This window comes from Aestuariibaculum marinum (assembly GCF_014596975.1).
In the GTDB taxonomy this organism is placed as follows: Bacteria; Bacteroidota; Bacteroidia; order Flavobacteriales; family Flavobacteriaceae; genus Aestuariibaculum; species Aestuariibaculum marinum.
The window spans coordinates 179,735-201,223 of sequence record NZ_JACVXD010000003.1; the positions used below are offsets into that span (position 1 = coordinate 179,735).

General features: G+C 35.5%; 19 protein-coding genes. 7 read left to right on the forward strand and 12 right to left on the reverse strand.

From position 1 onward, the window contains the following. Positions 1 to 46 precede the first annotated feature (46 nt). Positions 47 to 1,003: an NAD-dependent epimerase/dehydratase family protein gene (locus tag ICJ85_RS08060; protein WP_188223282.1), complete on the forward strand. Its 957-nt coding sequence runs from the start codon at positions 47 to 49 to the stop codon at positions 1,001 to 1,003. Positions 1,004 to 1,015: 12 nt separating this feature from the next. Beyond that, a complete protein-coding gene (kbl, locus tag ICJ85_RS08065) occupies positions 1,016 to 2,206 on the forward strand; it encodes a glycine C-acetyltransferase (RefSeq protein WP_188223283.1) in 1,191 nt (396 codons plus the stop codon). Positions 2,207 to 2,249: 43 nt separating this feature from the next. Here kbl and cydB read toward each other — a convergent pair whose 3' ends face one another. The 12 genes from cydB to ICJ85_RS08125 form a co-directional block, all read right to left on the reverse strand. Then, entirely contained in the window at positions 2,250 to 3,326 is a 1,077-nt protein-coding gene (gene cydB, locus ICJ85_RS08070) for a cytochrome d ubiquinol oxidase subunit II (RefSeq protein ID WP_188223284.1), read from the reverse strand. 2 nt (positions 3,327 to 3,328) lie between these two features. Continuing rightward, the gene (locus ICJ85_RS08075) at positions 3,329 to 4,660 is read right to left on the reverse strand and encodes a cytochrome ubiquinol oxidase subunit I (RefSeq protein ID WP_188223410.1); all 1,332 of its coding nucleotides are present in this window, start codon (positions 4,658 to 4,660) and stop codon (positions 3,329 to 3,331) included. A gap of 203 nt (positions 4,661 to 4,863) precedes the next feature. Next, complete coding sequence (locus ICJ85_RS08080; RefSeq protein WP_188223285.1) at positions 4,864 to 5,451, reverse strand: methyltransferase domain-containing protein; 588 nt, start codon at positions 5,449 to 5,451, stop codon at positions 4,864 to 4,866. Positions 5,452 to 5,454: 3 nt separating this feature from the next. Continuing rightward, complete coding sequence (trxA, locus tag ICJ85_RS08085; protein WP_188223286.1) at positions 5,455 to 5,751, reverse strand: thioredoxin; 297 nt, start codon at positions 5,749 to 5,751, stop codon at positions 5,455 to 5,457. Positions 5,752 to 5,872: 121 nt separating this feature from the next. Further along, a complete protein-coding gene (locus tag ICJ85_RS08090) occupies positions 5,873 to 6,352 on the reverse strand; it encodes a hypothetical protein (protein ID WP_188223287.1) in 480 nt (159 codons plus the stop codon). 6 nt (positions 6,353 to 6,358) lie between these two features. Next, positions 6,359 to 6,628, reverse strand: coding sequence for a heavy-metal-associated domain-containing protein (locus ICJ85_RS08095; RefSeq protein WP_188223288.1), 270 nt, complete (start codon positions 6,626 to 6,628; stop codon positions 6,359 to 6,361). Positions 6,629 to 6,639: 11 nt separating this feature from the next. Further along, positions 6,640 to 6,972, reverse strand: a complete 333-nt coding sequence (locus ICJ85_RS08100) for a rhodanese-like domain-containing protein (protein WP_188223289.1) — start codon at positions 6,970 to 6,972, stop codon at positions 6,640 to 6,642. Between the two features lie 130 nt (positions 6,973 to 7,102). After that, positions 7,103 to 8,515 (reverse strand): MBL fold metallo-hydrolase, encoded by a 1,413-nt coding sequence (locus ICJ85_RS08105; RefSeq protein ID WP_188223290.1) that lies wholly within the window; start codon positions 8,513 to 8,515, stop codon positions 7,103 to 7,105. Between the two features lie 68 nt (positions 8,516 to 8,583). Beyond that, entirely contained in the window at positions 8,584 to 9,381 is a 798-nt protein-coding gene (locus ICJ85_RS08110) for a sulfite exporter TauE/SafE family protein (RefSeq protein ID WP_188223291.1), read from the reverse strand. A 66-nt stretch (positions 9,382 to 9,447) separates the two neighbouring features. Beyond that, complete coding sequence (locus ICJ85_RS08115; protein ID WP_188223292.1) at positions 9,448 to 10,080, reverse strand: Crp/Fnr family transcriptional regulator; 633 nt, start codon at positions 10,078 to 10,080, stop codon at positions 9,448 to 9,450. Positions 10,081 to 10,210: 130 nt separating this feature from the next. After that, positions 10,211 to 11,167, reverse strand: a complete 957-nt coding sequence (locus ICJ85_RS08120) for a helix-turn-helix domain-containing protein (protein WP_188223293.1) — start codon at positions 11,165 to 11,167, stop codon at positions 10,211 to 10,213. A gap of 350 nt (positions 11,168 to 11,517) precedes the next feature. Continuing rightward, positions 11,518 to 12,117: a nitroreductase family protein gene (locus tag ICJ85_RS08125; RefSeq protein ID WP_188223294.1), complete on the reverse strand. Its 600-nt coding sequence runs from the start codon at positions 12,115 to 12,117 to the stop codon at positions 11,518 to 11,520. A 369-nt stretch (positions 12,118 to 12,486) separates the two neighbouring features. On the opposite strand from ICJ85_RS08125, the gene ICJ85_RS08130 reads away from it, so the two are divergent. The 5 genes from ICJ85_RS08130 to ICJ85_RS08150 all read left to right on the forward strand — a co-directional run bounded on the left by ICJ85_RS08130 (position 12,487) and on the right by ICJ85_RS08150 (position 21,485). After that, entirely contained in the window at positions 12,487 to 13,761 is a 1,275-nt protein-coding gene (locus ICJ85_RS08130; protein ID WP_241739511.1) for a BNR repeat-containing protein, read from the forward strand. Between the two features lie 248 nt (positions 13,762 to 14,009). Continuing rightward, positions 14,010 to 17,117 carry a glycoside hydrolase family 2 TIM barrel-domain containing protein gene (locus tag ICJ85_RS08135; protein WP_188223296.1) on the forward strand — a complete coding sequence of 1,036 codons (3,108 nt, stop codon included), beginning with the start codon at positions 14,010 to 14,012 and terminating at the stop codon, positions 17,115 to 17,117. A 21-nt stretch (positions 17,118 to 17,138) separates the two neighbouring features. Further along, positions 17,139 to 19,289, forward strand: coding sequence for a family 43 glycosylhydrolase (locus ICJ85_RS08140; RefSeq protein WP_188223297.1), 2,151 nt, complete (start codon positions 17,139 to 17,141; stop codon positions 19,287 to 19,289). A 124-nt stretch (positions 19,290 to 19,413) separates the two neighbouring features. After that, positions 19,414 to 20,481 (forward strand): glycoside hydrolase family 43 protein, encoded by a 1,068-nt coding sequence (locus ICJ85_RS08145; RefSeq protein ID WP_188223298.1) that lies wholly within the window; start codon positions 19,414 to 19,416, stop codon positions 20,479 to 20,481. Next, a complete protein-coding gene (locus ICJ85_RS08150) occupies positions 20,481 to 21,485 on the forward strand; it encodes a glycoside hydrolase family 43 protein (protein ID WP_188223299.1) in 1,005 nt (334 codons plus the stop codon). Before ICJ85_RS08145 ends, ICJ85_RS08150 begins: the two co-directional genes overlap by 1 nt. Positions 21,486 to 21,489 lie beyond the last annotated feature (4 nt).

Genomic DNA, 21,489 nt, shown 5'->3' on the forward strand with positions numbered 1-21,489 from the left:
CTTTTAAATGGCATAATTTGTAATTTTATACTTTATAATTTCAGGTATGAAAAACGAAAAAATATTAGTTACGGGAGCTGGTGGTCAGTTAGGTTCTGTGTTAGTTGAAGCCCTTAAAAACAAGTTTGGAGAAGATGCTGTTATTGCTTCAGATTTAAACCCTATCAAAAATTATAAAGGTATTTATGAGCAGTTGGATGTTACCAATAAAAACTGTCTGGAGTATATCGTTAAAAAGTATAAGGTGACTCAAATTTATCACTTGGCAGCCATTTTATCGGCTAAAGGCGAGCAGAATCCATTACAAACCTGGGACATAAATATGAAAACTTTATTTAATGTCTTAGAGGTATCGGTTGCTGAAAAGGTGAGTAAAGTTTTTTACCCGAGTTCCATTGCGGTATATGGTGATATGGCGCCTAAAATGAATACAGCTCAGAGCGATTTCTTAAATCCATCAACGGTTTATGGGATTAGTAAAGCTTCAGGTGAAAACTGGGCACAATACTATTTCTTAAAATACGGTTTAGATGTCCGTTCGTTACGTTATCCGGGAGTAATTGGATACCAATCTTTGCCAGGAGGCGGAACTACCGATTATGCTGTTGAAATTTATCATAAAGCGATAAAAGAAGAAAACTTTGAATGTTATTTGAGAGCCGATGCGATGCTTCCAATGATTTACATGGAGGATACCATTCGTGCCACTTTAGAACTTATGGATGCGCCAAAGGAGTCGATTTCTGTAAGAACATCGTATAATCTTCAGGGGATGAGTTTTACTCCAGAGGAAATTACAGCGTCTATTCAAAAATATTATCCTAATTTTAAGGTGACTTATAATCCGGATTTCAGACAAAACATTGCTGAAAACTGGCCGTCATCTTTAGACGATCATCAAGCAAGACAAGATTGGGGATGGCAACCTAAGTACGATTTAGATGCCATGACTCAGGACATGCTTAAACACTTAAAAGAACAATACAATTTAGTAACTCTATAAAAATTCAAACATATGTACGGAGCAGTTAAACAACAGCTTGAAAACGAGTTAAACGAAATAAAAGAATCTGGACTTTACAAAAAGGAGCGTGTTATTACGACGCCTCAAGGTGCAGAAATAAATACGACCGCAGGTAATGAAGTTTTAAATTTTTGTGCAAACAATTATTTAGGATTGTCTTCGCATCCCGATGTTGTAGAGGCTGGGATTGAAGCTATGAGAACGCACGGATTTGGATTGTCTTCTGTGCGTTTCATTTGCGGTACGCAGGATATCCATAAAGAATTGGAACAGAAAACATCTGAGTTTTTAGGTATGGAAGACTGTATTCTTTACGCAGCAGCATTTGATGCTAATGGGGGTGTTTTTGAACCTATTTTAGGTCCTGAAGATGCGATTATTTCAGATGAATTAAACCATGCATCAATCATTGATGGTATTCGTTTGTGTAAAGCGGTGCGTTACCGTTATTCTCATAATAACATGGAAGCTTTAGAAGAGCAGTTAAAAGCGGCCTCTGGAGCAAGAAGAAAATTAATTGTTACTGATGGTGTCTTCTCTATGGATGGTACAATCGCACAATTAGATAAAATTTGTGATTTAGCTGATAAATACGAAGCTATGGTTATGGTTGACGAATGTCATGCCACAGGATTTGTTGGTAAAACAGGTCGCGGAACACATGAGTATAAAAATGTTATGGGACGTATCGATATCATCACCGGAACTTACGGAAAAGCTTTAGGTGGTGCTTCAGGAGGATTTACAGCTGCGAAAAAAGAAATCGTTGAGATGTTAAGACAAAAATCACGTCCGTATTTATTCTCGAATACTTTGGCACCAGCGATTGCCGGAGCATCGATTGCGGTTTTAGATAAATTAAAAACATCAACCGATTTAATTGAAAAAGTTCAGAATAACGCCAAACGTTTCAGAACAAAGATGACTGAGGCTGGTTTCGACATCATTCCTGGTGAGCACCCAATTGTTCCAGTTATGTTATATGATGCTAAATTAGCTCAGGAATTTGCTGCCAGATTACTTGATGAAGGCATTTATGTGATCGCCTTTTTCTATCCGGTAGTACCAAAAGGAAAAGCAAGAATTCGTGTACAGCTTTCTGCCGGACACGAAATACATCATATCGATAAAGCTGTTGAAGCCTTCACTAAAGTAGGGAAAGCCTTGAACGTTATTAAATAACAACAGCTTTTAATTAAACTAAAACTTTCTTAAATGGGTAATGTTAGTGCTCTCCGTAGCCTACATTATCCATTTTTCCTTTAAATACTTTATACTGAATGGTAAAGTAAACAGCAACTAAAATCACCGCAATAATAAACCAGTTAACACCAATTGAAAGTCCGTAACTGTCAGCGGCCATGTTGTAAATGGTTAAATCTGGATTTGTTGTATTTGTTGAAGGTAATAACTTCGGAAAAATAGAGGCCACTGTTGAGGTAATTCCTCCGAACAAAAACAACGAAGAAAATAAAAATCCCATACCGTCTTTTTTGAAAGTCCTTACTTTAAACAACCCGAATAACCCTGTAAAAGTGATGATTGGAAAGACCCACAACCACGGTGTTTTTATAAAGTTATGGAAGGGCTGTGGTTCGATAATATGCCAGATGAAAAGGGATAGAACAACCAAAGCAAGCAACCCAAAATTCAGTTTAAATATGATGCTTTTTAGTTTTGAATTTAATTCTGAATTGGTTTTGTAAATAATCCAGTTCGCCCCGTGAATGGTTAAGGCGATAACTCCAATAATTCCTAATAAAATGGTAAACCAGTCAATAATACCTAAATGTTCGGCTTTAGGGCTAAATGTGGGATTCCAAAGCGGTAAAAAGAAATAATGCGGTTCGTGTGCTGAAACGCCATCAGTCACCATCCCTAAGTTAACGCCACGCACCACGTTTCCTAAGGCAATTCCGAAGAATAACGCTAGAAGTAAACTTGCTATTCCGAAGGCTTTATCCCAAATGGTTTCCCATATTTTGTTGTGTATTTGTCCGCGTAATTCTAAACCAATGGCTCTAAAAATGAGTAGCCATAAAATCATAATTAACGGCAGGTAAAATCCACTAAATGATGCTGCGTAAAGGGTAGGGAAAGCAAAAAATAAAACGCCACCAGCAGCAATAAGCCAGACTTCGTTAGCATCCCAAAACGGCCCAATGGCATTGGTAATGGCTTTTTTATCTTTTTCGGTTTTAGCAAAGAATAAATGCACAATGCCAGCTCCAAAATCGTAACCATCTAAAATAACATAAACGGTTAGCATGCACATTAAAACGATATACCAGAATAATTCCATAGTTAGTGCTTTATAGTTTGTGGGCCTTTATAAATAATCTTTCCGACAAGGATTAAAAAGAGTAGACCTAATAAAAGATACAATCCAATAAATCCGAGTAAGGTGAATAAGGTGTTTCCAGATGAAACGGTAGGCGAGATACCTTCGGAGGTTCGTAGTAAATTATAAACCAACCACGGCTGACGACCTAGTTCCGCAGTGTACCAACCCGTTGTATTGGCGATATATGGAAACGGTACCATGAACAGCAACGCCCATAAAATCCATTTAGTTGTGAACAGTTTTTTTCGGAATAACTGAATAGCCGCTAAAAACATGAGTCCGATAAAAATGGTTCCCAGTCCAACCATAATATGATACGCATAATACAACCCTGGAATATTGGTTGGGTAGGTGTTGGGTTCAAATTCGTTTAAGCCTTTGATTTCGGCATCCCATTCCTGATAGGTTAAAAAGCTTAGAATGTTAGGAACCGCTATTTTATTGTCTAATTTCTTTTCAAGGATGTTGGGCTGACCAATTAAAACAATTTCGCTACCACCTTCTTCTGTTTCAAAAATACCCTCCATAGCCGCAAAAGTGACAGGCTGATGTTTTACAACGTTTTTAGCCACTAAATCGCCCGTTGGAAAAGCAACTAAAACACTTGAAAATAAACCAAAAATAACGCCGGTTTTAAGAAATAGTTTTCCGAAGTCGCTATGTTTATTATTCAACAGATAAAAAGCACCAACAGCCGAGACTACAAAAGCGGCTGTAATGATGGATGCTAATTGATTATGTAAATAAGATGGCAGTAACCAAGGATTTGAAAAAAGGGCGCCAAAATTATTTAAAACGAATTTGCCGTTTTCTAAAATCTCATAGCCCACAGGATGCTGCATCCAAGAGTGTGTGGCTATAATTAAATATCCACTGGCCCAAGACCCTAAAAAGACTAAGAATCCGGTTATAAAATGGAGTTTGTGCCCAAGAAGTTTTTCACCAAAAAGGAAAAGCCCTAAAAACGAGGATTCCAGAAAAAAGGAGAACATACCCTCCATAGCCAGTGTCTGGCCAATGATGCCTCCGGTAAGTTCGGAGAACTTCGCCCAGTTGGTTCCGAATTGAAATTCCATGGGGATGCCAGTCACCACGCCCATGGCAAAGTTAATGGCGAATATTTTCATCCAGAACTTTGCAGCTTCATTATAGTTTTCGATTTGTGTTCTTAAAAATTTCCACTTAAACCAGACAATCATTAAAGACAATCCCATGGTTAATTGCGGAAACAAGTAGTGAAAGGTAATGGTGAATGCGAATTGCATTCTATCATAGAAAAGCATGTCTTCCATAGGGGTGGGTTTGATTCCTAACAAAAATACGGCACAGAAAATTAAATCTCCTTGAAACACATAAAAAAAAGCTTCCTTTTTCAAGAAAGCTTTTTGGCCTATTAATCAATTAATATGGGAGTATAGTTTTATACATTATTAATCTTCTGCAAGTTATTGTTTTTAAGTGAAATGCTTTGTAATAAATGTTACACAAGTCCTTTTTAGTCAACTTTTTTATGCGTCATTTTTATGAATAATTCCCTGCCATGTCTTGGTTTTATTGAATTATAGCATGGAGCTAATTCGATATTAAAATAAGGACTGAAATAATTGATGTAATCTGCTTCGCACCCACCAAAGGGTGGTTCGGTTTGGTTTAAAGGCATATCAAATAAAAGCCCGACCAGTTTTCCGTTTGGCTTTAAAATTTCATGCATTTTTTCTGCATATTTAAAACGCAATTCCGGGTTAATGGCACAGAAAAATGTTTGTTCGATAACCAAATCGAAGTGGTCGTTTAAATCGAAAAAATTACCTTGTATCATTTGGCTTTCAGGAAACTCATGAACACGAGCCTTAATATTATCTAAAGCGGTTTTCGAGAGGTCAATAACATAAACGTTTTTAAACCCCGAGAGAAATAAATATTCCGCCTCGTAAGCATTGCCAGCACCAGGAATTAAAATTTTTAAATCTTTATTGGTGAGCTGATCGATGTAGGTTTTTATTGGGGTTGAAATATGACCAATATCCCAACCCGTATTATTGGTTTTGTAACGGTTGTCCCAATACGATTCCGATAAATCCATAGGCTATTTGTACGATTGTAATAACGAAATTAAATCATTCTTTTGAAGTACGCCAGACTGACGCCATAATTGCTTTCCGTTTTTAAAAATCATTAAAGTTGGTACACCGCGTACCTGAAATTTAGTTGCTATAGACTGATTTTTATCGACATCTATTTTTATAATGGACACCTGATCTTGCAGCTCTTCTTTTACATCTTTAAGTATTGGGCTTTGCATTTTACAAGGACCACACCATTCTGCAAAAAAATCGACCAAAACCGGTTTGTCTTGATTTATTATTTCTGAAAAATTACTCATATCATTTAAATAAATATATACTAAAGTTAAGTTGTTATAGGCCTATTTCTAGGTTTATGTCGTAACCAGCAACTTTGTCGTTTAGGAGCAAATAACCTAACAGGATATACTGTTTTAACATCTATAGGCTTTTATTCATGCCCATGCCTTTTCGTTTACCTTGCTGCTCTTTAAAATGCGCTTCAAACCATTCGGGTTGCGCAATATCGTTGTTGTACATATATTCAGAGATTTGTTTAATAACGCGGTCGGGAAAAACCATGATAGGCATGACTCCAAAGCGTTCTACAGCTTCAGGCATTTTAGAAATTTCTTCCGAAGGCTTTTTCATCCATAACAGCATGTCTTCGGTAAATTCTTCTTTAGTTGTATTCGCCGAGATGTAACGCTTTTTTATAGCAATCATGGGTGGTGCTAATCTATTGTCATGACTTGTTGTTGCATCGTGACAACTATAGCAATACGTTTCCATTAATTTTTTACCAGGATGAACAGTTGCCTCTTTAGGTTGTTCTGTAACAACAGGGTTTTGTTTGTCGTTATTTTTACAACTTGAAAGTGCAGCAACTAATACAAGTAAAGTAAGGAATTTTGTTTTCATAATGTGTTATTTTGAAAGTTTACCCGTAGCACAACTCACAAAGGATTTAGCCTTAGACGAAAAATTGTTGTCATCTTCAATCGATGGATAACCAAGAGCTTTCAATTTGGTTTTTATTTTTACTACTTCAACTTCATCATTGCAATCGAAGCTTACACTGCTTTTATTTAAATCAACATTAAGATTAGAAATACCGTCGATGGAATTTAAATTATTGGTTATGGTTTTAGCACAACCTCCACATTTAAGATTTTGAATTATTATTGTTGTTTGCATATCCTGTTTTTTTAACGGTAACTTGAAATGCCTCCTTGTAAATCGTAGATTTCGGTGAATCCCATACTTGATAATTTTTTAGAGGCGCTGCGACTTCTGCCACCACTTTGGCAATACAAATAAACCGCTTGATCTTTCTTTAAAGCTTCGCATTTTGAGGTAAACGCACTGTTGAAAATATCGATGTTTTTCGCGTTTTTAATAGATCCGGATTTAAATTCGTTAGGGGTTCTAACATCAATTAATTGAACGTTTTTCTTTTGAATATGTGTTTTAAAATCGGACGCTGATAATACTGTGATATTCTCGTCTTTTGTTCCGAAAAGGAATGATAATATGGACATGTTAAATTGAATTTTAGTGTTAAATATTATGCTATAAATTTACGATACAAAACCGATTCAGGGGGTAACCTTTGTTACAAAAAAAGAGAGCGGTATAACCGCTCTCTTTTAATCTATATAATCTTAAAATTTATTTTAAAGTAGAAGGACAAACGTAGTCCGTTGTCGGGATCCCTGCATTTTTAATCGCGGCATAACCACCGGCAACATCAACTAAGTTATGGATACCTCTGCTCTTTAAAATAGAAGCAGCGATTACCGATCGGTATCCACCAGCACAGTGAACGTAGAATGGTTTGTCTTCAGGGAATTCAGCTAAATAATCGTTTAAATAATCAAGCGATGTGTGGTGTGCGTTTACCACATGCTCCGATTTAAATTCACCGTCTTTTCTAACATCAAACACAGGAACCTCTTCTTTATCTAATATTGACTTGAATTCTTCAGCAGAAATCGATGAAATGGTATCGTATTCGAAACCATTGTGTTTCCAGGCTTCAAATCCACCTTTTAAATACCCTAAAGTATTGTCGAATCCTACACGTGATAAACGAATGATGGTTTCTTCTTCTCGTCCTTCTGGAGCTACTAAAAGAATAGGTTGTTTAACATCGGCGATAAGCGCACCTACCCATGGCGCAAAACCACCATCTATACCTATGGAAATTGATCTTGGAATATGTCCTTTAACGAAATCATTCTGATGACGCACATCTAAAATGATTGCGCCGGTTTCGTTCGCAATAGCTTCAAACTCTTTAGGTTCTAAAGGTCGTGTTCCGCGTTCTAAAACATCATCAATATCGTCGTAACCTTCCTTATTCATTTTTACGTTTAACGGAAAGTATTGTGGAGGTGGTAATAAACCATCGGTAACTTCCTGAACAAATTCTTCTTTAGTCATATCGGCACGCAGGGCATAGTTGGTTGCTTTTTGCTCACCAATAGTCCCAACGGTTTGTTTACTTAAGTTTTTACCACAGGCAGAACCTGCACCGTGCGCAGGATATACAATAACATCGTCTGCTAACGGCATAATTTTAGTGCGTAAACTATCGAATAATAACCCGGCTAATTGCTCCTGAGTCATACTAGCTGCTTTTTGTGCTAAATCAGGACGACCAACATCACCAAGGAATAGGGTGTCGCCACTAAAAATAGCGTGGTTGTTTCCGTTTTCATCCTTTAAAAGATATGTCGTACTTTCCATAGTATGACCAGGTGTATGCAGGGCTACAATGGTTATATTTCCTAATTTAAACTCTTGTCCATCGGTAGCGATAATTGCATCGAAGTTAGGATTGGCTTCAGGGCCATAAACTATAGGAGCACCTGTTTGTTTTGAAAGCGTTACGTGTCCACTTACGAAATCGGCATGGAAGTGTGTTTCAAAAATGTACTTGATAGTAGCGTTGTTGTCTTCAGCCTTTTTAATATAAGGGGATACTTCTCTTAAAGGGTCAATAATAGCGACTTCACCATTACTTTCAATGTAATAAGCACCTTGTGCTAAACATCCGGTATATATTTGTTCTATCTTCATAATCAAATCGATATTTCGTGTAAAATTAGTTTATTTTTAAAAATTAAGGCGTAACATAAGTTACAATATTAGTGTTGTGAAAACTCCTTAATGATGATGTAAACGGCCATAATTAGGACAAACCATCCAAAGCTTTTTTTCAATTTTTTGTTAGAAACGTATTTCGATAAATAACCACCTATTAAGATACCTAATACAGTGATAAAAGAAAAGGATAACAAGAAGGTCCAGTCAATATCTAACGTATGCAAGTCTCCTGTAAACCCTATAATTGAGTTTAGGGAAACGATAACTAATGAGGTTCCTACAGCACGTTTCATTGGTAAGCCCGCCCAAAGGACTAATGCCGGAACGTATAAAAATCCACCACCGGCTCCAATTAATCCGGTAATAACACCAATAGTAGTTCCTTGTATAAAGGTTTTATAATAAGGTTGCTTAGTGTGGGTTTCAACAACTTCCTTTTTGGTTTTAATCATGGATGTTGCTGCCAAAAACATAATGATGGCAAAAAACACCATAATGGCCATTTCCTTAGTTAATGTATAGCCGTTAAGTGTAAATATATCTTCAGGAATTCCGGGAACTAAAAATCGTCTGGAGATGTATACAGCTAAAAACGAAGGAAATGAAAAAGATAATCCGGTTTTAAAATCGACTAAATTTTTCTTCGCTTTTTGAATTACTCCAACTAAAGAAGATGACCCCACAACAAATAAAGAATAAGCTGTAGCAACAATAGGATTAAAACCTAACAGGTAAACTAGTAGAGGTACGGTTAAAATGGAACCACCACCACCAATTAAACCTAGAACAAGTCCTATGATTAATGCGCCAACAAAGCCTATAATTTCTACAACAGTCATAATTTTATTTTAAGCCACAAAACTATGCTACTTGTCGGGGGCATACTGTAACATTGGTTACATATTCTAAAGATCTAAAATTTTAATGTTATTTCGGTTTAGTTTGATTTTACCGGCATTTTCAAGGGATTTTAGTAGTCGGGAAATAACAACTCTAGAGGTATGTAAATCGAAAGCGATGTTTTGGTGGGTAACATTAATTACATCATTATGATTTACCATGGCTTTATCTTTTAAGTATTTTAAGAGTCTTTCATCCATTTTTAAGAACGCAATGGTATCTATAGCTTCCAAAAGCTCGCTCATTCTATCGTGGTAACTTTGAAGGATGAAATTTTGCCAGCTCTTGTATTTTCCCATCCATTCGCTCATTTTTTCCACTGGAATCATGATGAGTTTGGTTGGAGTTTCGGCAACAGCGCGTATTTCACTCTTTTTTTGCCCCATACAACAGGATAAGGTCATGGCACAAGTGTCTCCGCGTTCAATAAAATAGAGAAGAAGTTCGTCTCCTTTGTCATCTTCTCTTAAAATTTTTACGGCACCACTAACCAATAAAGGCATCGATTTAATGTAATCGCCTATATCCATAAGCAGAAACCCCTCGGGAACTTCTTTGTAGGTTCCTACGTTATTTATTTCGTTTAGTAGCGCATTTTCAAAGAGATAGCCATAATTTTCTTTTAGTTCGGTAATCATTAAAGCTCGAATTTTCAGTATAAAGATATTGACTAAATATTAAATAGCCTACATTAAAGTTGTAATAAGCTTGTTTTTAAAGGGTTGTGGGGTTTGGGACTGTGTGAAAATTTCTTTGGGAAAGAATTAATTAAACTTCACTTGGTAAAATCCCAAAATGATTTTTAAAGGCCTTGGAAAACTGACTTAAATTAGAATAGCCCATTAAAAAGCCTGTTTCGGAAACTGAATGTTTGTTTTCCTGTAAAGTTTCCATCGCTTTTTCCATTTTCTGTTTTAAATGGTATTGATATGGTGTTGTTCCAAAGACTTGTTTGAAAATACGATTAAATTTAGAAAGGCTCATACTGGCTTGTTCAGACAGATTTACCAATTGTATTTCTCTGTGAGGATTGGTGTCTAAGATTTCACGAATTTTTAATAACTGATTTAAATCGTCAGGGTGGATATTTTTTGTGCTCGAATCAAGTTGTCTGTTGCCAAATTTTGAAAACAAGTAATCTATAATTTGTAATATGCTTGAAATCGATGTCAGTCTGTTGTTTTCATCAAAATTAATGTGATTAAGGAGTTTTTTTAAATTATAATCTAGGTTTTCTGAAAGGCAAATGGGATGATTCGTATTAAAAAAATTGCTCAAATGCCCATAATCCGGGATAACGTTTTTAAATAACCATTCTTTGGAAAGAAGTAAATTAAAAATCAAGATAGTTTCGTTGGCAGGAACACAGGTTTGCGACGACGTCATTGAAGAGTAAAATATCATATTTACATTTTCAATGGACTGGCTTATGGTTTTCTTTTTAACAGTTTGTTTAATTTCCGCCTTAGAGAGATAAAAATTTATTAAAAACATATCATTATGATCGCTGGCAAGCCTTTCTAAAATCAAATCCTCATTTAATATTACGTTGGTTTGCTGGGCCCATAAACCATTTTGAACTTCAAGGTATTTTAGTTTTCCCTGTCCAAATTCAGGGTTTAATAAAAGTTGTGTGTCTTTTATAGTTGATGGAACTAAACTATTTATATGGGTATACCATTTACTGGGTGTTGTTAACCGAAATTGAATTTTTTTAAACGTCATGAGAGAAAAAAACGATTAATATAATTAAGCACATTAGAGGCTGAATTTTGGTAAAATAAATTATAAGTAAATATTTTTCAGAACACAGGCTTAGTTGATGAATCCTAATTTAGATAAATTTTTATAAAAAGCTAGAGTATTGTAGCTAATCTTTATAGCTTTTGAAAACTGTTTGAAACGAATTTAGAGTGTTTTTTTATTTCAAAATCCTCCAAAAGAATGACTTAGGAGGATTTAAAGAACGTGCTTAACGTTCTGATGAATTCGGGAATAATAATGGTTAAAAACATTATTATAGAAAGGTGTGTTTGCTATTAATCACCTTGGGTCGCAAGTAAATGATGAAGAGATTAATTGATATTAATAATAACATCTTCAAAGCATCGTCGCGTTTTGGGTTTATTTGTAGATTCGAAAAAATCATTTTCGGTTTCAAAATTTATAGCTAGAGTCAAAATTGGTTTATAGTCAACCATGTTTAAAATTTCAATGTATTTCTCTGGTTTAATATTTTCTATAGGTGTAGGATGCATGCCCAGAGAAACAGCTGTACCTAAAGCAATGCTAAAAGCGATGTAAACTTGTTTAGAAAACCAAATTTTCAAATCGGACTCCGAAGTGAAATTTTTAATATTATTGTAAAGATCTTGCAGACCTTCAGGAAGTTCTTTTTCGATGACTAATTGAAAGGAATCTAAATTTTCAACAACACTAAAAACGATTAAAACGTCGGCTTGATTAATTTTTTCTGCATGATCAAGAGAAGATAATGCCAGTTTATGTTTAACACTTTTATTTTTAACAAAAGTAAACTGCCAGGGTTGCATATTCATTGAGGAAGGAGCTAGGTGAAGAATGCGTTTAAGTTCTTCAATTTTTTCATCAGGTGTTAAAGATTTGTCATTTTTTGAATTTGATTGTAGTGTTTGATTTAATTCCAGTTGGTTCATATTTTTATTTAGATATTCTTTGCTTTTAGTTGATTTTAGAGGTTACTTTTGCGGGCTAAATAAGAATAGATGTGGAGAGCTTCAAAACTACAATGGTGATTGACTAAGTTTTACCCCAAGACATTTTTTTATTACTCCTAAACATTTAATACCTACATTTTTTTTACATTGGATATTTTGTGTACCTATTTAAACCATTATGTACCTATTTTTAATATCATTTTTTAATCAATTTTAACCAACCAGTTTTATAAATGATTTTTTAACACTTGAAAAACAAAAACCAAAAACTATAAAATTAATATTTTACTAATTAAGATGATAAGAAGCGTATTATTAATGTTTAAATACTTGTTAGTTTTTTGCAGCATGTTTTGTTTTGTGTCTTGTGCACAAAACATTAAATATTCTTACGTAGGTGAAGGCTGGAGTAAAAATTCAGTAAATACCGTTAAGTTTAGAAAAAATGCTATCATTACACATTCAGGTTACCAGTTTGTTGCTTATTACAATCAGGACAGTTATTTAGTTTTAGGTAGGCGAAAGGTTAATGATTCTAATTGGGAAACACTAGAAACACCATACAAAGGAAATACTAAAGATGCTCATAACGATATAAGTATTGGCATTGATGGCGATGGGTTTTTACACGTAAGTTGGGACCATCACAATACCCGATTACGATATGCTAAAAGTAAAACACCCTTAAGTTTAGAATTAGGAGAGGAATTGTCGATGACCGGAAAGCAAGAAGACAAAGTCACCTATCCTGAATTCTATAATTTGCCCAATGGAAATCTGTTGTTTTTCTGCCGTTCGGGAGAATCTGGACGAGGTAATTTGGTTATTAATTCATACGATATTCAATTAAAGCAATGGTCTCAAATACAGAGTAATCTTATAGATGGTGAAGGTCAGCGCAATGCTTATTGGCAAGCTGCTGTAGATGCAAAAGGAGTTATTCACTTATCATGGGTTTGGAGAGAAACCTGGGGAGTAGAAACCAATCACGATTTGTGTTATGCGCGTTCTTATGATGGTGGTTTAACATGGAAAAAGTCTACTTCTGAAATCTATAAATTACCAATAACCTTGGCTACGGCTGAGTACGCTTATAAAATTCCACAAAACAGTAATTTAATTAATCAGACAGCTATTACAGCAGATAGAGAAGGGAATCCATTCATAGTAAGTTATTGGAATGAAGGAACCATCCCTCAGTACCAAATAGTGTATTTTAAAGATGCTGCCTGGCATAAAATTAATACAGGTTTTAGAGATGAATTATTCGTGTTAGGAGGAGGAGGCACTAAAAGTATTCCTATATCGAGACCAGATATTTTAGTTGATGATGGTTTTGTTGGGATTCTCTTTAGAGAAGCGTCCAGAGGTAATAAAGTTTCTATGGCTTATTCAAACATTATCGATAAAAAAACACCCTGGAGTGTAATCGATATCAGTGAGTTATCGGTAGGTCAGTGGGAACCTAATTATGATATCGCCTTATGGAATAGTAAAAAGCAGCTCCATATATTTTTTCAAAATGTAACTCAGATAGATGGAGAAGGGGTGGCTAATACAAGTTCATCAGAAGTAAAAATATTAGAAGTAAAAAAAATAAACAAATTAATAGGTCGTAAATAAGACAAATGACATGATAAAACAAAGGGGGGTAAGGTGTGGGTGCTTAGGGTGAGTTTTTTAATGATAAAATTATTATTTGGACATTTACTACCCTATAATTTGTCGATTTACACACCTTATCTTTAATCGATTTTAAAAATATTTGCGAGTATTAATATTAAGTTTTAATATTACATTATATAATAAGTGTTTTTTTTACGCTTATTATATAGCCAGCGAACTAATTAAAAATATAAACTAATTAAACAATGCGTAAACTAATTTTAGTTCCGATATGCTTTTTACTTGTCAATTTAGGTTTTTCTCAAAACAGTAAAAATGAATGGGAAAATCCTTCTATAATTGATAGAAATAAGGAACCGGGAAGATCATCTTTTATATTATATGAAAATGAAGCTTCAGCTTTAACAGGCATAGCAGATAATTCTAATTATTATAAGAGTTTAAATGGTACTTGGAAATTTAATATTGTTAAAACTCCCGACGAAAGACCTTTAGAATTTTATAAAGTTGATTTAGACGATTCTGATTGGAATGAAATTAGCGTACCTTCAAACTGGGAAATAGAAGGGTATGATACGCCTATCTACACCAATGTAACTTATCCATTTCCTAAAAATCCGCCGTTTATAGATGAAAGCTACAATCCGGTAGGGACTTACAGAACCTCTTTTAAAGTAGCTAAAGGTTGGGAAGACAAAGCAGTGATTTTACACTTTGGGTCAATCTCAGGATATGCGAGAATCTTTTTAAATGGCGTGGAAATAGGGATGACCAAGGCTTCGAAAACAGCTGCTGAATTTGATATTACCGAGTATTTAAATAAAGGAGACAATGTTTTGGCGGTACAGGTGTTTCGTTGGCATGATGGTAGTTATTTAGAAGATCAGGATTTCTGGCGTTTAAGCGGAATTGAACGTGATGTATATTTACAGGCGATGCCTAAAACCACCATTTGGGATTATTTCGCTAAGGCTAATTTAGATGAGACGTATACTAATGGACTTTTTAATGTTGATATCGATTTAAGACAGTTCGAAAAAAAGGCTTCCAAAAACCAAGTGGCATCTATTCGTCTGGTTGATGCCAATGGAAAAGAGGTCTATTCCGAAGAAAAGAAGCTTAAAACCTCTGATAAAAGCGTGAATTTTTCAGCAACCATAAATAATGTCGAGAAGTGGAGCGCAGAATCACCTTATTTATATCGATATATTATTACTCTTTCCGATAAGAAAAATAGCCAGGTAATTTCAAAGAAAATAGGCTTTAGAAAAGTTGAAATTAAAGATGCACAGTTAATGGTTAACGGTGAGCCTTTAATGGTGAATGGTGTAAATCTTCACGAGCATGATGGTATCTCTGGGCATAAGCCTAATAGAGAAACTATGCTTTTGGATTTGAGAGTTATGAAGCAAAATAATATCAATTCGATTCGTATGAGTCATTATCCACATGATCCGTATTTATATGAGTTAGCTGATGAATACGGGTTTTACATTGTTGACGAAGCGAATATTGAAACCCATGCTATGGGAGCCGAAAAGCAAGGAAAGTTTGATAAAACCAAACATCCTGCTTATTTGTCAGAGTGGGCGCCAGCACATACAGATAGAATAAAGCGTATGTTAGAACAGGATAAAAATGCAACATCTATTATCCTGTGGTCTATGGGAAATGAATGTGGTAATGGCCCTGTATTTTATGAAGCTTACAAATGGTTAAAGGAAAGAGATACAACACGTTTTGTACAGTTTGAACAAGCTGATGAAAATGACGATACGGATATTGTTTGTCCGATGTACCCGAGAATGGGAACTATGAAAGATTATGCGGAATCTAACAAAACACGTCCGTTTATCATGTGCGAGTACTCGCATGCCATGGGGAATAGCAATGGGAATTTTCAGGAGTACAGAGATATTATGAACTTGAGCCCGAAAATGCAGGGTGGATTTATCTGGGATTGGGTAGATCAAGGCTTAAAAACAGAAACCGAAGACGGTAGAATGTTTTGGGCTTACGGAGGAGATTTAGGAGGCGAAAACCTTCAACATGATGAAAACTTTTGTGCGAATGGATTGGTATCTGCAGATAGAACGCCGCATCCGGCCCTGGAAGAAGTGAAAAAAGTATATCAAAATATCTCGTTTAAACTTAATGAGAATGTTTTAAATGTAACTAATGAGTATGACTTTACGAGTTTAGATCAATACACTTTCAAGTGGCAACTAAAAGCTGATGGTGTTGTGATTAAGGAAGGAACATTTGAAGTTTCAACACAACCAAACCAAGCGGATGCTGTGACTTTAGATTTACCTGTTTTAGATACGCAAAAAGAATATTATTTAGATGTTTATGGTTATACAAAGTATGAAGCACCATTAGTACCCACAAATCATGAAATAGCCAGAGAGCAATTTAAAATTGGAAGTTATTCATACTTTGATAATGTTTTAACTACAGAAGGAAATTTAGTTTATGAAGTTTTTAGAGATGTTCTTCACTTCGCAGGTGGAAATATTATTGGTGGTCTTGATTTAAAATCAGGTAAATTACTTCAGTATAGATTAGCCAACAGTGATTCAAAAGTAATTTCACAATTCCCGGAACCATTTTTCTGGAGAGCACCAACCGATAACGATTATGGTAATAAAATGCCTGAACGCTTAGGCGATTGGAAAATGGCACATCAGAATTTAAAGGTTAATAGTGTAGAGGTTGGAGAAAAAACAGTAAACGGACTTCCGGTAAAAGTTGAATTTACAATTACAAAACTCGATGTTCCATATACAGTAGACTATCTTATTCAAAATGATGGTTCTATAAAAATCACAGCAAGCATTGATATGCAAGGTAAAGAATTACCTGAGTTGCCAAGGTTTGGGATGCGAATGGTGTTAGACGGAAGCTATGATAATTTATCCTACTACGGAAGAGGACCTTGGGAAAATTATTCCGACAGAAATACATCGTCTTTTGTTGGCGTTTATCAAGATGATGTTGAAAACCAGTTTACCTGGGAATATATTCGTCCGCAAGAAGCCGGTTATAAAACCGATGTGCGTTGGTTTACTTTAGAAAATTCAGCAAATCAAGGATTACAAATTATAGGAGAGCAACCCTTAGGATTTAGTGCCTTAAATATGGCAACGGAAACTTTAGATGGCGGGAAATATAAATCACAAAGACACCCAACGGATATGGAAGTAGAAAAGGATAAGGTCTATTTACATGTAGACCTGAAACAACGCGGGGTTGGCGGAGATAACAGCTGGGGGGCATATCCTCATAAACAATACCGTTTACATGATAAACAGTATAGCTACACTTATCAATTGAAATTGATTGAGGAATAATTTAATAAAACTTTAAAACTAATGAATAGCTGTAGACCGTATTTACTAAAGCTCGTGTTAATAGGGGTTTTATCAGTTAGTTTGTTTTCATGTGAAGCAGAGGAAAAATATACCACGTATTTATTCACATATTTTACAGGAAATAGCGGAGATGAAGAAGCTATAAGATATGCTTTAAGCAATGATAGCTACAACTATTATGCGCTTAATGGTAATAACCCGATTATAGATTCCAAGGATATCAGTTCTACGGGAGGCGTTCGCGACCCTCATATTTTAAGAGGAGTCGATGGAAAAACCTTTTACATGGTGGTTACCGATATGGTTTCTGCTAACGGATGGAGTTCTAACAGAGCTATGGTTTTAATGAAATCAACCGATTTAATTAACTGGACATCTACGGTAATCAATATTCCTAAAACTTACCCAGAGGAATTTGGTGATGTTGTACGTGTTTGGGCACCACAAACCATATATGATAGCAAGACAAAGCAGTATATGATTTACTGGTCAATGTTGGGTGCCGAAGGCCCGGATATTATTTATTATGCGTATGCCAATAAAGATTTTACCGGTCTTGCAACAACACCAAAACAATTGTTTTTTAGCCCGACCAATAGTGCATGTATCGATGGTGATATCATCTATAAAGATGGAGTGTATAATTTGTTTTTTAAGAATGAAAGTCACGGCGGAGGTATTAGAAAAGCCGTTTCAGATAAATTGACAGAAGGGTATGTGCAGCAAGATGGGTTTTATGATCAAACGGATGCTGCTGTAGAAGGTTCAGGGATTTTTAAATTAATTGATTCTGATGAATATATTTTAATGTACGACATGTACATGGCAGGAACCTATCAGTTTGCTAAATCTAAAGACTTAGAACATTTTACTGTGGTTGATGATGCCATATCTATGAATTTTCATCCGCGTCACGGAACGGTAATTCGTATCACTGATAGTGAGAAAAATGCTTTATTGGAGAAATGGGGGGTTTTAGATAAAAGTGCTTTTGTAAGTTTCAAAGGAGAAGGTATCAGACAAAACAATGTAGATATAAATGATGAAGCGGAAACCATTTATATTCCTGTTAAATTGGGGAGTGATATAAGCCATTTAGATTTGAAAATTGAAACGCTTCCTTGGGTAAATATATTAACTACCGGTGCACAGGATTTTTCTAAAGGAACAGTAGATTATACTATTGAAACAGCAGGTAAGCAAAAAACATACAAAGTTTCAGTTCATGAACACAATAATCCAGTGTTAAGCGGATTCTATGCCGATCCTGAAATCATTTATTCAGAAAAAAATAAGAAATATTATATCTATCCAACTAGTGATGGTTTTACAGGATGGTCGGGGACGTATTTTAAAACCTTTTCATCACCAGATTTAGTGAACTGGGCTGACGAAGGTGTGATTTTAGACCTAAAAAAGGATGTGAGCTGGGCAGACCGAAACGCCTGGGCACCGTGTGCTATCGAGAAAAAAGTAAATGGGGAGTATAAGTATTTCTATTATTTCTCAGCAGCACAAAAAATAGGTGTAGCTGTATCTGATAATCCGGAAGGGCCTTTTGTCGATTCAGGTAAGCCTATCATTGGAGAAAAACCGGAAGGAATCAATAGAGGTCAAGAGATTGATCCGGATATTTTCACCGATCCGGTTTCTGGAAAAACTTATTTGTACTGGGGTAATGGCTATATGGGCGTTGTTGAATTAAACGATGATATGGTTTCAGTAAAACCTAATAGCTTTAAACGTTTACATCCAGGAGCCACGTTTAGAGAAGGAACCGAGGTGTTTTTCAGAAAGGATAAATACTATTTTTTGTGGTCTGAAGACGATACAAGAAGTCCGAATTACCGCGTGAGGTACGCTACTGCCGATTCACCATTAGGGCCTTTAAATATTCCTGAAAACAATTTAATTTTAGAGAAAAGACCAGAAAAAGGTATTTATGGAACCGGACACAATAGTGTGATCCAAACACCAGATTCAGATATATGGCATATTTTATATCATAGATTTACGCGTCCAAATGGAATTGAGATGGGACGAGCAGCAGGTTATAATCGAGAGGTGTGCATTGATAAATTAGAGTTTAACGAAGATGGAAGTATAACACCAGTTGAGCCAACCATTTCAGGCATCCTATCTTTAAACTAAACCTGAAATTTGTCAATCTTAACTTGTTTTAGATTCTCACTTAACAAGTTAAGATGAAGTGGAGTTTTGTACTAAAAAAAGGAATGATGCTTAGATAATGAATAACATAACAGCAAATTGGAGCATGAAATTTTATAAACACATATTTGCTTTATTTTTAGTGGCGATATTTGGGCTTTTCAGTTGTAAAACCTCTAAAAACTCGATAAAAGAAGAAGATTTCAGTGTTTATTTAATGACGTATTTTAAAGATGATGATCATAGTTTACATATGGCATTAAGTACAGATGGTTATACGTTTACCGATATAAACCAAGGAAAAGACATTGTTGCAGGCGATACTATTGCAAGTCAGAAAGGTATTCGAGATCCACATATATCAAGAGGTCCCGATGGAGCGTTTTATTTAGTTATGACCGATTTACATATTTTCGGAAAAGAAAAAGGGTTCCGAAATACCCAGTGGGAGCGTCCCGGAGATCAATACGACTGGGGTAATAACAGAGGATTTGTCTTAATGAAATCTTACGATTTAATCAATTGGACCCACAGTAATTTTTTATTTGATGAACATTTTGAAGGCTATGAAAATATAGGATGTGCCTGGGCACCTCAAAGTATTTATGATCCTAAGGAGAAAAAAATGATGGTATATTTTACCATGCGAATAGGGCATGGGTTAACCAAGTTGTATTATGCCTATGCTAATGAGTATTTTACAAAATTAATTACCGAACCAATACCGTTATTTGAATATCCTGATGAAACTATTCAAATTTTAGATGCCGATATAGCACCGTTGCCCGATGGGCGTTATTGCATGACCTATGTGGCACAGGAAAAGCCAATAGGAATAAAAATGACATTTTCAGAAGACATAAATAAAGGGTACCAGTATAATCCTGAATGGATTGATAAAGAGCCAGGCTCTTGTGAAGCCCCAAATGTATGGAAGCGTTTTGATAGCGACACCTGGGTATTAATGTATGATATTTATAGTATCAATCCGCATAATTTCGGGTTTGTTGAAACTTCAGATTTTAAAAACTTTAAGGATTTAGGGCATTTTAATGAAGGGGCAATGAAAACTACTAATTTTAAATCACCAAAACATGGCGCTGTTATTACATTAACAAAGCAGGAAGCAGTAAAACTTGCTAAACATTATAATTATAATTTAACGATTGAATAATGAATTTAAGAAAGACCTTTATCGTATCAACATTAGGAGTAATTGGGGTGTTACAAAGTACATTTGCTCAAGAACATGAACAGATTAAAAATAGTAAAATAATACATACATGGGAAGCCAAAGGCAACCCTGTTGTAACCCATAAATTCACCGCCGATGCAGCCGCTTTAGTTTATAACGATACGCTTTTTATATATGCAGGGGAAGATTTTAAAGGCGGTCAAACACGGTATAATATTTTAAACTGGTGCGTCTTTGCAACCACCGATATGAAAAATTTCTGGGAATATAAAACGCCATTAAAAGCATCAGATTTTTCCTGGGGCGAGCAAAATGCGGCCTGGGCAAGTCAGGTGATAGAACGTAACGGTAAATTTTATTGGTATACGAGTTCTCAAACAACAGGTATCGGGGTAGCGGTTTCCGATAGACCCGAAGGGCCTTTTAAAGATGCTTTAGGAAAAGCCCTGTTTACTAACGAAGATAGCTTCGGAAAAAAACACAGTTGGAGAACTATCGACCCTACAGTATTTGTCGATGATGATGGTCAAGCATGGATTTACTGGGGGAATGGCGCATGCTGGGTTGCCAAGTTGAATGAAGATATGGTCTCTTACGATAAAGATTATGGAATTAAAATGGTAGATATTCAAGGTGACATGGATTTTCCGTTCACTGAAGCGCCATGGATTCAGAAAAGAAATGGCAAATATTTATTATCGTTTGCCGTTGGCTTTCCGGAGCGTATCGCTTATGCCATAAGTGATAAACCTGAAGGTCCGTATCAATATAAAGAAGTGATTAATGAAATTGCAGGAAACAGTAACACCAACCATCAGGCCATTATTGATTTTAAGGGTGAATCGTATTTTATTTATCATAACGGCGGTATTCAAACCAATGGCGGAAGTTTCAGCCGTTCAATATGTATTGATAAACTGGAGTATAATGAAGATGGTACGATTAAACCAGTGGTCATGACTACCAATGGAGTAAGCAATTAAACGA

Bases quoted from the DNA above. Each gene is read 5' to 3' on its own strand.
- ICJ85_RS08060 (WP_188223282.1), top strand. From the start codon at position 47: ATGAAAAACGAAAAAATATTAGTTACGGGAGCTGGTGGTCAGTTAGGT.
- kbl (WP_188223283.1), top strand. From the start codon at position 1,016: ATGTACGGAGCAGTTAAACAACAGCTTGAAAACGAGTTAAACGAAATA.
- cydB (WP_188223284.1), bottom strand. From the start codon at position 3,326: ATGGAATTATTCTGGTATATCGTTTTAATGTGCATGCTAACCGTTTAT.
- ICJ85_RS08075 (WP_188223410.1), bottom strand. From the start codon at position 4,660: ATGGAAGACATGCTTTTCTATGATAGAATGCAATTCGCATTCACCATT.
- ICJ85_RS08080 (WP_188223285.1), bottom strand. From the start codon at position 5,451: ATGGATTTATCGGAATCGTATTGGGACAACCGTTACAAAACCAATAAT.
- trxA (WP_188223286.1), bottom strand. From the start codon at position 5,751: ATGAGTAATTTTTCAGAAATAATAAATCAAGACAAACCGGTTTTGGTC.
- ICJ85_RS08090 (WP_188223287.1), bottom strand. From the start codon at position 6,352: ATGAAAACAAAATTCCTTACTTTACTTGTATTAGTTGCTGCACTTTCA.
- ICJ85_RS08095 (WP_188223288.1), bottom strand. From the start codon at position 6,628: ATGCAAACAACAATAATAATTCAAAATCTTAAATGTGGAGGTTGTGCT.
- ICJ85_RS08100 (WP_188223289.1), bottom strand. From the start codon at position 6,972: ATGTCCATATTATCATTCCTTTTCGGAACAAAAGACGAGAATATCACA.
- ICJ85_RS08105 (WP_188223290.1), bottom strand. From the start codon at position 8,515: ATGAAGATAGAACAAATATATACCGGATGTTTAGCACAAGGTGCTTAT.
- ICJ85_RS08110 (WP_188223291.1), bottom strand. From the start codon at position 9,381: ATGACTGTTGTAGAAATTATAGGCTTTGTTGGCGCATTAATCATAGGA.
- ICJ85_RS08115 (WP_188223292.1), bottom strand. From the start codon at position 10,080: ATGATTACCGAACTAAAAGAAAATTATGGCTATCTCTTTGAAAATGCG.
- ICJ85_RS08120 (WP_188223293.1), bottom strand. From the start codon at position 11,167: ATGACGTTTAAAAAAATTCAATTTCGGTTAACAACACCCAGTAAATGG.
- ICJ85_RS08125 (WP_188223294.1), bottom strand. From the start codon at position 12,117: ATGAACCAACTGGAATTAAATCAAACACTACAATCAAATTCAAAAAAT.
- ICJ85_RS08130 (WP_241739511.1), top strand. From the start codon at position 12,487: ATGTTTTGTTTTGTGTCTTGTGCACAAAACATTAAATATTCTTACGTA.
- ICJ85_RS08135 (WP_188223296.1), top strand. From the start codon at position 14,010: ATGCGTAAACTAATTTTAGTTCCGATATGCTTTTTACTTGTCAATTTA.
- ICJ85_RS08140 (WP_188223297.1), top strand. From the start codon at position 17,139: ATGAATAGCTGTAGACCGTATTTACTAAAGCTCGTGTTAATAGGGGTT.
- ICJ85_RS08145 (WP_188223298.1), top strand. From the start codon at position 19,414: ATGAAATTTTATAAACACATATTTGCTTTATTTTTAGTGGCGATATTT.
- ICJ85_RS08150 (WP_188223299.1), top strand. From the start codon at position 20,481: ATGAATTTAAGAAAGACCTTTATCGTATCAACATTAGGAGTAATTGGG.